At 51.1% G+C, this 13,254-nt stretch carries 11 protein-coding genes; 6 read left to right on the top strand and 5 right to left on the bottom strand.

All coding sequences use genetic code 11. The annotated features are described in order from the left end of the window. The 3 genes from KDK15_RS15640 to KDK15_RS15630 form a co-directional block, all read right to left on the bottom strand. The coding region (locus KDK15_RS15640; protein ID WP_257296317.1) for a hypothetical protein at nt 1–243 on the bottom strand (243 nt) is incomplete at its 3' end. 67 nt (nt 244–310) lie between these two features. Then, nucleotides 311–772, bottom strand: a complete 462-nt coding sequence (locus tag KDK15_RS15635) for a hypothetical protein (protein ID WP_257296316.1) — start codon at nt 770–772, stop codon at nt 311–313. Then, the gene (locus KDK15_RS15630) at nt 756–1,265 is read right to left on the bottom strand and encodes a hypothetical protein (protein ID WP_257296315.1); all 510 of its coding nucleotides are present in this window, start codon (nt 1,263–1,265) and stop codon (nt 756–758) included. Before KDK15_RS15630 ends, KDK15_RS15635 begins: the two co-directional genes overlap by 17 nt. A gap of 202 nt (nt 1,266–1,467) precedes the next feature. Between KDK15_RS15630 and KDK15_RS15625 the strand changes: the two genes are divergently transcribed. From KDK15_RS15625 to KDK15_RS15600, 6 genes are all read left to right on the top strand, one after another. Further along, on the top strand, nt 1,468–2,301 hold the full coding sequence (locus KDK15_RS15625) for an ankyrin repeat domain-containing protein (RefSeq protein ID WP_257296314.1): 834 nt from the start codon (nt 1,468–1,470) through the stop codon (nt 2,299–2,301). Nucleotides 2,302–3,118: 817 nt separating this feature from the next. Beyond that, nucleotides 3,119–4,597, top strand: coding sequence for a hypothetical protein (locus KDK15_RS15620; RefSeq protein WP_257296313.1), 1,479 nt, complete (start codon nt 3,119–3,121; stop codon nt 4,595–4,597). A 388-nt stretch (nt 4,598–4,985) separates the two neighbouring features. After that, nucleotides 4,986–5,303 carry a hypothetical protein gene (locus KDK15_RS15615; protein WP_257296312.1) on the top strand — a complete coding sequence of 106 codons (318 nt, stop codon included), beginning with the start codon at nt 4,986–4,988 and terminating at the stop codon, nt 5,301–5,303. After that, nucleotides 5,236–7,551, top strand: coding sequence for an ankyrin repeat domain-containing protein (locus KDK15_RS15610; RefSeq protein WP_257296311.1), 2,316 nt, complete (start codon nt 5,236–5,238; stop codon nt 7,549–7,551). Before KDK15_RS15615 ends, KDK15_RS15610 begins: the two co-directional genes overlap by 68 nt. Before the next feature lie 264 nt (nt 7,552–7,815). Continuing rightward, the gene (locus tag KDK15_RS15605; RefSeq protein ID WP_257296310.1) at nt 7,816–10,065 is read left to right on the top strand and encodes an ankyrin repeat domain-containing protein; all 2,250 of its coding nucleotides are present in this window, start codon (nt 7,816–7,818) and stop codon (nt 10,063–10,065) included. Between the two features lie 317 nt (nt 10,066–10,382). Next, complete coding sequence (locus KDK15_RS15600) at nt 10,383–11,270, top strand: ankyrin repeat domain-containing protein (RefSeq protein WP_257296309.1); 888 nt, start codon at nt 10,383–10,385, stop codon at nt 11,268–11,270. 131 nt (nt 11,271–11,401) lie between these two features. Here KDK15_RS15600 and sctU read toward each other — a convergent pair whose 3' ends face one another. Together sctU and sctT are read right to left on the bottom strand one after the other, a co-directional pair. Continuing rightward, nucleotides 11,402–12,466 (bottom strand): type III secretion system export apparatus subunit SctU, encoded by a 1,065-nt coding sequence (sctU, locus tag KDK15_RS15595; RefSeq protein WP_257296308.1) that lies wholly within the window; start codon nt 12,464–12,466, stop codon nt 11,402–11,404. Next, nucleotides 12,463–13,254, bottom strand: a complete 792-nt coding sequence (gene sctT, locus KDK15_RS15590; protein WP_257296307.1) for a type III secretion system export apparatus subunit SctT — start codon at nt 13,252–13,254, stop codon at nt 12,463–12,465. Before sctT ends, sctU begins: the two co-directional genes overlap by 4 nt.

Here is a 13,254-nt window from a genome sequence, read left to right as displayed (position 1 = left end):
TCTCTCCTTGGAGCCCTTGTAAACAGCGACTTCCAATTTATTTTCACGGCAAAGAAGAGATTTTCTTTTCCTTCGTGCTCTTCGTGTCCTTCGTGGTTCCTCACGGTTACGGCCAGCCTGAGTCAATGATCTTTGGTAATAGCGGTAGGCGCATAACCCGGTCCCGGCCAGCACAAAAAATACCAAGCCCAGAGAGATGCCCAGGGCGATATAGGCTATGACGGGATTAAATACAGATTCCACTTACGGTGATGGTGTGGCAAATGTGACAGGATCCGAGCCGGAAAAGGCCATCATTGGTACTTTACTTTCATTTGATGGGGTCGTTGTCAGTGTGACAGAAGACGGGCCGGAAAAGGTCATAGTGGTACCTTTGGCCCCCGGCTCTAATTGCGGGCGGTAGAAGGGCATTGGCACCGTGTAATGTATAAACATCATCATAATTAACGGGTCGGCAATCCGGTGTTACCAGGCGGTCAATTTTTTCACAGAAATCATTTTCCCAATGACCACATCCCTGGACGCTGTCTGGTTGTGGTTCACCATTAATACGGACATTACAAATAATTGGGTTATCCCCTGCCGTGATATTCGCAGTGGCACTTTTACCTTTACTGTCAACGGTGCTGTTAAACGCCCTGGTGTTGGTGACACTTGCCTTTCCAAGGATACGTCCTGCGCTAATACCGGCATCTGCAGCAGGTCCTTCTGTGCCAACATGACAGTCCACTACCGTCGTGTTGGTAACAGTTCCTTTATACTGATATCCCACCCCAATAGCGGCATCTGCAAATCTTCCCGTTGTTTTGTGGGGCTTTTCTGGTTTTGTCCTTGTCTTGGTTTTTGGCGTTTTCCGGGGGGCCGTCCTGCGTATTTTCCCGGTGCGACCCAGGCTCGGGTAACAAACCGGCACGGGCAGTGAATGCATTAAACTGATCCCAGGCGAACTGGCCAGCAGTGGAAAGGCTGGGAAGATGGCCCAGCACACCACTGATTCCCGGGGGCAGGCCGCCACAGGCTGATATCGCCCGTCCTGCCAGTGCGGTGGCCTGCAGGAAATTACCCAGGCTATCAATGCCCTGAGGATCACTGCCTGCAGCACCGGGCACTGGCGGCCGGGAATTGGGCGGGTCAAAGTAGGGATTCAGCGACCGAACAAACGCACTAACCCCGGATCTGATCACGCCCAACCCTCTCCACCGGCCCTCCAGTTCTGTGGTTGGGGTTGCTACAGGTTGCGGGTCGATGGCAGTGAAAGTGTACATCGTTACCGGTCTGATCCAGACCAATCAATCGTTTTCTTAAGGCTATTTCTTTCTGTTGCAACGCAACCCCTCGCTTTTCATCCGGCAGGCTGTCAAAGCACCGGAAATATTCTCAAGAACTTTTCCGTTGCCAACGTTGTCAATATTCGTCGCACAAAACAAACGCTGCTACCCAATCGCCGCCCAATTAGAGTATGCAAGTATGATTAATAGCCATTTTATCGACCATTCAGGTTTCGCTCAGACGCTATCTGGATCCCCTGAGGTATTGTCAACCGAAGCCACAGGGTATTCTCAGTTGAGTCCTGATCAGCACAGCCGGTTTGGCGGTAGCTCTCTGGGAGAACGGAAGGTCGAATGCTTGGAACATTCAGAATCGGTAAGGCGTTATGCTCAGGGAGATACAAACGACACAGGTTCGATACTGTGGTGGTATCGATATCCTGAGGAGCCATTCGGGGAGAGAGACGCTATCTATAGGTGGATTGCCAAAGGGGCGAATGACAAAATTGAAGAACTGATTGATCAGGGGTGTAACCTTAACCATAGCGATAGCGATAACGGTGATGAGCCACCGCTATTTTATGCCCTGAATTTCGGTTCTCTGGAAACAGTTTTACTGTTACTGAAACATGGGGCAGACCCTAATTTATTCCACGTCCGTTTCAGTTGCAGATTCAAGTTCAATGGTGATTATAGTTTACGGGAGACCGACAAATTATCCCGGCTTGTATTGCTACTCAGTTACGGTGCCAATCTATGGGATGATCACCAAGCATTCGGTGACGTGTTTGAAGATAACCGGATTTCCCGGCTTGCTGTCTATTACTTTTGGGAAAAATACTGTGAGAGTCATGCCGGTCCCATACGCAGACCAGAATCGGTTGCAGAGCTGAATCAGTTGGTTTTTGAGTTACCTGTTCTGCAAATCATGGCATATATTTCGCTGTTTAATGATCAACCTGAGATGTTGTACCGACCATCAGGCAACTTGCCCGCTAATCTCCGGGATTTTTTTGAATTCATTGGTGCCTGAGGCAGTGATAAGGCAAGGGTTAACAGTCAGGAGGTTACCGGAGCGGTCTAATCCTTGTCGGTTGGGGTTTTCCGAAGTTATTAGACTACTTGAATAATAACTTTTCATTCCTTTTTTTTTGAACTTTTTAATGTTTTTTAAATCTATATCGCCTCAATTGATTGGTTATTCGGAAGTCGAAATATTTTGGAAATTGGTGTTACAGCAGGAATGATAGATTATCTGGGACTGCCTGGTGATCATGTGCAGAATACGAAACCAGCAGCAGCTTCTCTTGTTCGGGTCCGATCAACAGATAATCTTCGTGGGGGAGAGGAAACCTGTAAAAAGTTGTTAGGTGGTGGTTATAAAGTTAAAGATGCATACAGAAAGAGTTTGCTGAAGTGCTGGAAACTTCACGGATATGGTGGATAACTGAATCGCCATCAGTGAGAAGTATTTTTGACCAGATTTTTCTTGCAGACAAAAATAAAAGCTCGCTGACAAAGGGCGTGATGAGTGTAGTGACTAAACTTAAATCCCATGTCAAGCTGGGGCGTAGTCTCAGTACTAATAAAGTTTTGGATAGACGCCAGAAAGAATGCTTGCCAGTGAAACAGTTTTCACTGAGGGAGCGTGATATAGGCCTGAAAACACCTGAACTTCCGAAGATAACGTTCACTCCTGACAGTCCTGAGCATAAACCAAAAGTTTAATTGTCTGGTTTTTAATGGGTTATTAAATATTGGGAACTAAATTCTGAGTTAAAAGTCAAAAAAAGATAATTCATACGATCATCCGATTAAATTATGTTTGTGTCTCTGTCAGGTGTTTAATTATGGCTTACCCTACCCAGTCACCAATACCATCCACTTCGCATTTTGTTGCCGCTGCGGATCAATTACCGTTGCCGCCAGATCAGGAAGCCCCCTGTTCTGCAGAAGCCGGAACCTTTGAAACACGGCACACCACCATTGCATTATCTGAGCGCCTGCAACTGAAGAATCAGGGGTATTCTGATCGGGATATCTCAGCCGCAGAAAAAACACTGCTGCAAAGGGCAACTGAACCACTGACGGTAGATCGCATTCTTCAGGAGCTTGCCGACAGATGTGTTGATATAACCTCCATACTGAACAGCCTTGAAGAGGCGATCGACAAAACTCCCGGCACTACGGGTAAGGGGCGTCTGGCAAGTCAGGTTATGGACTTCGCCAAGTCACTTAAAAAACGTGTGGCCTGCGAATTTAAAGATCATTTCACCGCTGGGTGGCCAGAGCGGCAAAAAGTGGCTGAGATTGTCAGCCAGTGGCCAGAGTCACTGAAGGAGTCAGCAACCTATATCCGCTATGGTTGGCCAGTTTTGAAAGTTGGAAGAGATGTTGATGTTTTGTGTGATTTCAGGTCTGCCATTAAGGTTTGCAGCAGTCGTGATGATCAATACCCGGGTCTTCATCCGCGAGTTCACCCTGATCTTCCGGCATGTTTTGATCCCGAAGAATATAAGCATTTGTCTCAGAGTGAATTTAAAAGCTTTTTCGGAAAGCGCTCCAGGAAGATGCAGGCCTTGATTAAAAGTCTTCCTTCGGATTTTCCGGTAATCAGTCAAAACGTGTACCTGGATTATCCGGTCTTTTTCCGTCTGGTGAGGGATATCTGGCTTGATGCATTACATAATCGCAATACTGAAACCATGAACAGGATCAGTCATTTGATGGTGTCGTTTACGCAGCAGATAAACAGCTCCTACGAAGGCAAACGCGACTATTTAAAGCCGCTGGATGTCCAGTTAGGTTGCATCCATTTACTGAAATATGACGATTTGTCAGTTTTAGCGTTTCTGCTGGTGACCCATCCCAGAAGATGGGAGGAAAACTATAAATCTATTTTTCAGCAGTTGATCCGTTATGCTTTTTCAAATCAGGAAAGCAAGTTGAAGACAAATTCTGGCATGTGGGGAGCAGATCTGCACCAGCAACTGAGTATTAGCCGTTGGGCAGAGTCAGAGGTGATTCCGGATACCGTCACCACCCTGCGTTTTCTCCGTGATATTGTGCAGTATATCGATAAGCATAAGCATTTATCAGGCTCAGATATGTCAGGTCACATCAGCCCAAGTGATTATCATTGGTCAGAGCGTCTCTCGAGGGGACAGTACTTCGATAAAGAAACACATCAGCTGCTGTCACCCATCACTGTATCGGACCCGCAAACATTATTTCCCCTGGAGGAAACCCGAAAGGTACTTGCTGATTTTTACAGCGCAAGCTTTGGGACAACAGGCGCTGTTTCAGCAAATAGTGGAAATGCACGCTAATCGCCGATCAATCCTTTCACACTCACAAAACCGAATTTTTATCCTCAATTTTCTGCCATCCTTGCTACGGGGTCGCCTAGACGGGCGCTATTTCGGACAGCCTCCTGGAAGTGGGTAAACCCAAGAAAATCAAAGGTGGTTGGCATTCCACAGTACCAATTTTCTTTCCCGCTGCAAGGCCGGAAATCAACGCACTGTGTTTTCTCCGGATGTAGCATTAACTCATATTTTGAAAAACGCTTTTGGAGCATTTCTTCAAAAAAACGACAATAGTCATATTTTAAACACCATAACACTGTCATCTGCAAAACGGGTCGGGTTGCACTGCCCTCTCATTCTTGGTCGTAATACCAATTCCACCCTTCTAAATATGAGCTGCGCAGCCATCTTGAACAGCTGGATCGAGATTATTGTACGACGACTGAAGTTTTATCTGAGGGAGTTGATAACCTCCAAAGGGCAATATGTAATTGATGATGAGTACCATATCCAGAATGTTAATGCCTATCCCAGCGATTTTAAGGCATGGATCAATGGCTTCTTCAATTTTCTTTACTGGCGCGAAGCCTTTTATATGGAATTATTGTTTATTCTTTTTTCTCCAGGCTGTTTCAACCATTTACGAAGACGGCTGTTTTATGATGAATGCCCTTGCCTGTTCCCCCTCCCACGTATCCACCGATACTTCCGGGTCATTCAGTGGTGACGAGTGCTCCATTTGCAAAGAGGATTTCCATGGCCGTAGTGTGACACCCGTTGTCGTCAAAACCAAATGCGGGCACAGATTTGATCTGGACTGTATTTCGAGGTGGCTCCATTCCGGATTCGGGCAAGGGACCTGTTGCCTTTGTCGACAAGCAGTATTGCCGCTGGTACGGGAGGCTGGTGCCTGTATTTATGAAAAATCACCCTTCTGCGAAGCCCTACCACTGCAGGCCTGTCGTACTGGTGATACTGAGAAATTAAATGGGCTTTTGAGGCTGGACCCCAGCATTGCCCGGAAAACGTTCAGATCTGCAGTTACAGGGCAGCAAATTGATTTGCTGTTAGTCGCTGCCCAGAACAATAACGCCGACTGCCTGAAAGCCCTGATCGCTGCCGGGGCGGATTTCAACGCTGCCCTGACTACGGATGGCGCCACCCCGTTATACATCGCTGCCCAGAACAATAACACCGACTGCCTGCAAGCCCTGATCGCTGCCGGGGCGGATCTCAACGCTGCCCTGACTACGGATGGCGCCACCCCAATGTTCATCGCTGCCCAGTACAATAACACCGACTGCCTGCAAGCCCTGATCACTGCCGGGGCAGAGCTCAACGCTGCCCGGACTTCGGATAGCGCCACCTCGCTGTTTATCGCTGCCCAGAACAATAACACCGACTGCCTGCGAGCCCTGATCACTGCCGGGGCGGAGCTCAACACTGCCCGGACTTGGGATGGCGCTACCCCGCTGTTCATCGCTGCCCAGAAAAATAACATCGCCTGCCTGCAAGCCCTGATCACTGCCGGGGCACAGCTCAACGCCGCCCGGACTATGGATGGTGCCACCCCGCTGTTAATTGCTGCCCAGAAAAATAACATCGCCTGCCTGCAAGCCCTGATCGCTGCCGGGGTGGAGCTCAACGCCGCCCTGACTACGGGTGCCACCCCGCTGTTCATCGCTGCCCAGAGCAATAACATCGACTGCCTGCAAGCCTTGCTCATTGCCGGGGCGGAGCTCAATGCCGCCCGGACTATGGATGGTGCTACCCCGCTGTTGATTGCTGCCCAGAAAAATAACATCGCTTGCCTGCAAGCCCTGATCGCTGCCGGGGTGGACCTCAATGCCACCCTGACTACGGGTGCCACTGCGCTGTTTATTGCTGCCCAGAACAATAGCACTAACTGCCTGCAAGCCCTGATTAATGCCGGGGCGGAGCTCAACGTCGCCCGGACTACGGATGGTGCCACCCCGCTGTACATCGCTGCCCAGAATAATAACACCGCCTGCCTCAAAGCCCTGATCACTGCCGGGGCGAAGCTCAACGTCGCCCTGGATACGGGTGCCACTGCGCTGTTCATCGCTGCCCAGAACAATAACACCGCCTGCCTGCAAACCCTGATCACTGCGGGGGCGGAGCTCAACGCCGCCCGGACTACGGGTGCCACCCCGCTGTTCAGCGCTGCCCAGAACAATAACATCGCCTGCCTGCAAGCCCTGATCACTGCCGGGGCGGAGCTCAATACTGCCCGGATTACGGGTGCCACCCCGCTGTTCATCGCTGCCCAGAATAATAACACCGCTTGCCTGCAAGCCCTGATCACTGCCGGGGCGGAGCTTAACGCTGCCCTGACTTCGGGCACCACCCCACTGTTCATTGCTGCCCAGATCAATAACATCGAGTGCCTGCAAGCCCTGATCACTGCCGGGGCGGAGCTTAACGCGGCCCGAAATACGGATGGTGCCACCCCGCTGTTCATTGCTGCCCAGGACAATAGCATCGCCTGCCTGCAAGCCCTGGTCATTGCCGGGGCGAATCCCGACGTTGCCTGCACGAATGATGGGGCCACCCCGCTTTACATCGCTGCCCAGAACAATCATATCGACTGTCTGCAAACCCTCATCGATACCGGAGCGGATCTCAACGCTGTCCTGACTAGGGATGGCTCCACTCCATTGTTCATTGCTGCCCAGAACAATAACACTGCCTGCCTGCAAGCCCTGATCGCAGCCGGGGCGGATCCCAATGTTGCCTGCACGGATGATGGGGCCACCCCGCTGTTCATCGCTGCCGAGAACAATAACATCGTCTGTTTGCAAGCCCTGATCACTGCGGGGGCGGATCTCAACGCCGCCCGGACTACGGATGGTGCCACCCCAATGTCCATCGCTGACGAGAACAATAATATCGCCTGCCTGCAAGCCCTGAGTGCTGCCGGGGCCAGGAGGCTGACCGCAAATAGACTGCCCTGAGCGGCAACTGCTCCTGCGTTGCTCTGGCTCCTGCATCCATGCAGTTGTGCGGTGGCAGCGAATTGGTCTGAAAATTCCGTTTTGTTGCTGATAAATTTCAAAATCTTTTCTGGCAGCGTTAAATGCATCGTCCTTTCTCTCAGGCAGAATAAATCCAGCCTGTGTTCCAATCCAGCGCCTTCAAATAGTTGTTATTGCATTGAATTTTTGTGCTTATTCCTTATCTAACCCCGTCACTTATTAACTTATGCGGGTGTTTGCTTTATGGATGTCACTTCCGGTTATTCATACCCCGTTCCCATGGAGACCTCCGAGTCGTTGGATGAGGCTCATGGTTCCATTTTTCATGGGGCTTTTCATGGTCGTGACGTGGCACCTGTGTTCGTTAATACCCGGTGCGGGCATCGTTTTGACCTGGATCGTATTTCCAGGGATTTTGCCAAAGAACTGGTCGGCAGACGAAAGTGCGCAACTTGTCAGGAAGATCCGATGCCTTTGGTGAATGAGCATACTGGTGAATATTACCCGGACGAACGCTTCCCTGATCCGATATTTTTTTACGCCTGTATTTGTGGGGTGCAGTCTTTGGTGCGTTCCCGGTTGCTACAAGGGGTTAATGTCAATGTCCCTATGGATGACGGCTTAACAGGCCTGATATTGGCATCCCAGAACGGGCGCTGTGAGGTCGCCAGGCTGCTGATCGACAGCGGCGCTGAGGTCAATGCCGTTACGGACGAAGGCATCACTGTCCTGATGTCGGCATCCCAGCACGGGCACCGGGAGGTCGCCAACCTGCTGATCGACAGTGGCGCTGAAGTCAATGCCAGTCCGGACGGAGGCTCCACGGCCCTGATGTCGGCAGCCTGTGAGGGGCAGCGGGAGGTTGCCGAGCTGCTGATCGACAACGGCGCTGAGGTCAATGCCGTTATGAACGATGGCTGGACAGCCCTGATGTCGGCAGCCTGTGAGGGGCAGCGGGAGGTCGTCAAGCTGCTGATCGACCGCGGCGCTGAGGTCGATGCCGTTATGAACGATAGCTTGACAGCCCTGATGTTTGCAGCCTGTGAGGGGCACCGGGAGGTCGTCGAGCTGCTGATCAACAAAGGCGCTGAGGTCAATTCCGTTACCAACGATGGCTGGACAGCCCTGATGTCGGCAGCCGGTAAGGGAGATCGGGAGGTCGTCGAGCTGCTGATCGACAGCGGCGCAGACGTCAATGCCATTTTGGACAATGGCTTCTCAGTCCTGATGTTCGCATCCCAGAACGGGCAGCGTGAGGTCGCCGAGCTGCTGATCGACCGCGGTGCTAAGGTCAATACCGTCAGGAACGGTGGCATGACTGCCTTGATACAGGCATCCAGGAACGGGCATCGGGAGGTCGTCAGGCTGCTGATCAGCATGGGCGCTGAGGTTAAAGCCAGTATGGATGATGGCGTCAATGCCGTGATGTTGGCAGCCCGGAACGGGCATTGGGAGGTCGCTAAGCTGCTGATCAACAGCGGTGCTGAGGTCAATGCCAGTATGGGCGATGGCTACACTGCCCTGATGCCGGCATCCCAGAACGGGCAGTGGGAGGTTTCTGCGCTGCTGATCCACAACGGCGCAAACGTTAATGCCTGGATGGACGATGGCTTGACTGCTCTGATGATGGCATCCCGGAACGGACACCGGGAGGTCGCCGGGCTGCTGATCGACAGCGGCGCAAATGTCAATTCCAGTATGTACGATGGCTCCACTGCTTTGATGTCGGCATCCGAGAACGGGCACCGGGAGGTTGCCGAATTGCTGATCGATAGCGACGCCGGGGTCAATGCCGTAAATGGCAATGGCGTGACCGCTCTGATGCTGGCATCCGAGAACGGGCAGCGGGAGGTCGCCGAGCTGTTGATCGTCAGGGGAGCTGACGTCAATGCCAGTATGAATGATGGCACCAATGCCTTGATGTTGGCAGCCCTGAAGGGGCAGTGGGGCGCCGCCGAGCTGCTGATCAGCAGGGGCGCCGACGTCAATGCCGGTAAAGACGATGACTTCACTGCCCTGATGTTTGCGTCCCAGGGTGGACATACTGAGGTTGCCAGGCTGCTGATCGACAAGGGCGCTTATGTCAATGTCGCTATGTACGATGGTTTTACTTTCCTTATGTCGGCATCTCAGAATGGGCATCTGGAGGTTGCCGGGCTGCTGATCGACAACAACGCCGAAGTCAATGTCGCTATGGATGGTGGCCTCACTGCCCTGATGTCGGCATCCGAGAACGGGCATCGGGAGGTTGCCAGGCTGTTGATTGATAACGGCGCTGACGTCAATGCCGTTATGGAAGATGGCATCTCTGTCCTGATGTTGGCATCCCAGAATGGGCATCGGGATGTTGCCGAGCTGCTGATCGACAGGGGCGCTGAGGTCAATGCCAGTATGGACAATGGCTTCAATGCCCTGATGTTGGCAGGCCAGAACGGGCAGTGGGAGGTTGCTGAGCTGCTGATCAAAGTGTTGGCACGGGAGGGAATAAGATAAAAATTATGATGACATGATCAACAAATCCGGTGAAGCCTGGAATAACTGGCAGTCTGAAGTGGGCTGATTGAAAAGTTTACCTGAGTCATAAATCAGCTGTTAATCTAAACGGCAATTGTCATTTTTTTTTGGGGCAATGCTGATGTGTATAAATACCACTCAGTTCCAAAAAGGTTTTGGCATTATGGAATTTATGACCAATTACGGCAGTGAAGAACAGTGAGGCTGCGTTGTATTCATGGTGCTGGCCCGATGGATTCCAATGCTCGAAATGTGGTCCCTCAGTTTCAACCATTTACCGATACGGCTGTTTTGTGATGAATGCCATTTCCCCTTCCCCTATACCCACGGATACTTCCGGGTCATTCAGTGGTGACGAGTGTGCCATTTGTAAAGAGGATTTCCACGGCCGTAATGTGGCACCCGTTGTCGTCAAAACCAAATGCGGGCACAGGTTTGATTTGGACTGTATTTCAACATGGTTCTGTTCCGAATTCGGGAAAAGGATGATCTGTGCCTATTGTCGGCAAGCAGCGTTGCCGCTGGTACGGGAGGCCGGTGCCTGTATTTATGAAGACACACCCTTCTGCGAAGCCCTCCCCCTGCATGCCTGTCGCACTGGTGATAGCGGGAAATTAAATGAGCTTTTGAGGCTTGACCCCAGCATTGCCCGGAAAACGTTCAGATCTGCAGTTACGGGTCAGCAAATTAATTTGCTGTTCATCGCTGCCCAGAACAATAACATCGACTGCCTGGAGGCCCTGATCGCTGCCGGGGCAGATCTCAACGCTGCTATGACTACGGATGGCTCCACCCCGTTACACATCGCTGCCCAGAACAATAACACCGACTGCGTGAAAGCTCTGATCGCTGCCGGGGCGGATCTCAATGTTGCAGTGACTACGGATGGCGGCACACCGTTATTCAGCGCTGCCGAGAGCAATAACATCGACTGCCTGAAAGCCCTGATCGCTGCCGGGGCAGATCTCAACGCTGCCCTGACTACGGATGGTGCCACCGCGCTGTTCATCGCTGCCCAGAACAATAACACCGACTGCCTGCAAGCCCTGATCGTTGCCGGGGCGGATCTCAACGCCGCTCGGACTACGGATGGTGCCACCCCGCTGTCCATCGCTACCGAGAGAAATAACACCGACTGCCTGCAAGCCCTGAACGCTGCCAGGGCAGGGAAGGAAAAAAGCTAAGCTATGGTGACGATCGCCAACGCAGGTTTAAGGCTCAAATCTTCACCGCAAGAGGGAGTTAGAAAGTTCGATTGGTACTATTCAGCACCACTAATTTTTATCAAATGTTTTTTATCAAATGGTGTTGCTGATTACTCTTCGCCAGGCGACTCTCCCTTATTTTCCTGCTCTTTAATTTCCTGTACCCAACGGAATACTTCGGCAACGGGCTCAATCAGTTCGCCGGGAATAAAATCGGCAATGTTTAAATGAAACAGGGCATGAGCCAGTGGCACGTTTTCAAGAACAGGAATGCCTTCTTTTTCAGCAATTTTGATAATAAACCGTGCATGACCACCACGACCTTTAACCGTGACAATGGGCAGTGGCGTCTTACCCTGACGGTACTGCAAACCAATGGCCAGATGGGTCGGGTTTTTAATAACAACGTCTGATTTACCGGTGTTTTCCGCCTGGTTCAGTATTTCCTGGTGAATTTCCTTCCGCTTACCTTTGATTTCCGGGCTACCTTCACTCTCTTTATGTTCCCGTTTGACCTCATCCTTGCTCATCCGGTTCTGTTTCATAAAGTTGTAGCGCTCAAACATATAGTCGAGAACGGCAATAATCACGAAAGCAACCATTGCGTAGAGCAGCAACTTTTTTATCAGATGGGCAGCGACCGGTAATATGCATGAAGTACCGCAATAGGGCATGTCAACCATGTCGCCCACACTGCTGTAGATAACGTAATACACAACAAATGAGAGAAACAGGATTTTGATCACCGACTTGAAAAACTCCATAAGGTTTTTCATGGCGAAAATCTTTTTCAACCCGCCAACCGGGCTGATCTTTCCAATATCCGGTTTAATACCTTCAGGCGCAAACAGCAGGCCAAACTGCATGACGTTGCCGATAATTGCAGAAAACATGGAGACGGCGACCAGGGGAATCAGCAGGTCCATGGTTAAACTAAGAATACCGTGGGTAACGATTTTGAAAGAGACTTCAAAGGGTTCGTTGTAGCTCAACGTAGGAAACACCACCATCTGCTTGATCTTGTCAATAAAGGTGTCACTCATGTACCAGAGCGTTGCCAGTACCGCTATAAGGTTAAAGGTGCCGGATACTTCTTTACTTTTGGCGACCTGGCCTTTTTGTCGTGCATCGCGGAGTTTTTTGGGGGTGGGCTGTTCGGTTTTTTCCGCACTCATTTCCAGATCACTCCCAATGATTCAAACATTTCAGGGATTCCCATCATGTGTTTTTGGGATAATTCCAGAATGGTTGCCATGTAAACCACCAGAATGGCAAGGGCAACACCAGATTTAATGGGCATGGCCAGGATGAACACGTTCAGCTGGGGAGCTGCCCGGCTGATCAGGGCAATGCCAAATTCGGTGATAAACATACAGATAATGACCGGCGCGGAGAGCCACATGGACAGTTGGATAATCAGGTCAAACTGGCCAAGGAAAAACGTCACCGCGTCCTGATTGATGTTTGGGAAGTAGCTGAATACCGGCCAGACTTGATAGGTGAGCATCAGGCTTTCCAGTATCAATAGAAACAGCCCACTGGTCATGATCATGGCAATAAAGGCCTGGCTGAACAGGATACCCATCGGGGAGGTTTCTGCGCCGGAAAATGGGTTGAGGGTACTGGCCATGGAAGCACCCCGCTGGTTATCAATAAAAAAACCGGCAGCCTCCATTGCCCAGAATGGGATCGCCAGTACGAAACCCATGATGGCACCGACAAAGACTTCTTTGATAACGATGCCTCCGGTGTCGTAGATTGACAGTGTTTCGTCGGGTTTGGCCTCAGACAGCATGGGGTGCATGAACAGCACCAGGCTCATGCAGATGCCGTTGCGAATCATGGACCCACCAAGGTTCCGCTTGTGCAGCATGGGCAGAACGGTAAACATGGCAACGATGCGGGGCATCCCCATTGACAGGATGTAAAACCACTCTTTCAGATCATCAATGGGCAGGATCAT

This window comes from Endozoicomonas sp. YOMI1 (assembly GCF_024606345.1).
GTDB lineage: Bacteria > Pseudomonadota > Gammaproteobacteria > Pseudomonadales > Endozoicomonadaceae > Endozoicomonas.
This window is presented reverse-complemented; position numbering and strand designations above follow the sequence as displayed.

Coding starts and splice junctions, on each gene's coding strand:
- KDK15_RS15620 (WP_257296313.1), top strand. CDS start 3,119: ATGGCTTACCCTACCCAGTCACCAATACCATCCACTTCGCATTTTGTT.
- KDK15_RS15630 (WP_257296315.1), bottom strand. CDS start 1,265: ATGTACACTTTCACTGCCATCGACCCGCAACCTGTAGCAACCCCAACC.
- KDK15_RS15605 (WP_257296310.1), top strand. CDS start 7,816: ATGGATGTCACTTCCGGTTATTCATACCCCGTTCCCATGGAGACCTCC.
- KDK15_RS15610 (WP_257296311.1), top strand. CDS start 5,236: ATGATGAATGCCCTTGCCTGTTCCCCCTCCCACGTATCCACCGATACT.
- KDK15_RS15625 (WP_257296314.1), top strand. CDS start 1,468: ATGATTAATAGCCATTTTATCGACCATTCAGGTTTCGCTCAGACGCTA.
- sctU (WP_257296308.1), bottom strand. CDS start 12,466: ATGAGTGCGGAAAAAACCGAACAGCCCACCCCCAAAAAACTCCGCGAT.
- KDK15_RS15600 (WP_257296309.1), top strand. CDS start 10,383: ATGAATGCCATTTCCCCTTCCCCTATACCCACGGATACTTCCGGGTCA.
- sctT (WP_257296307.1), bottom strand. CDS start 13,254: ATGATCCTGCCCATTGATGATCTGAAAGAGTGGTTTTACATCCTGTCA.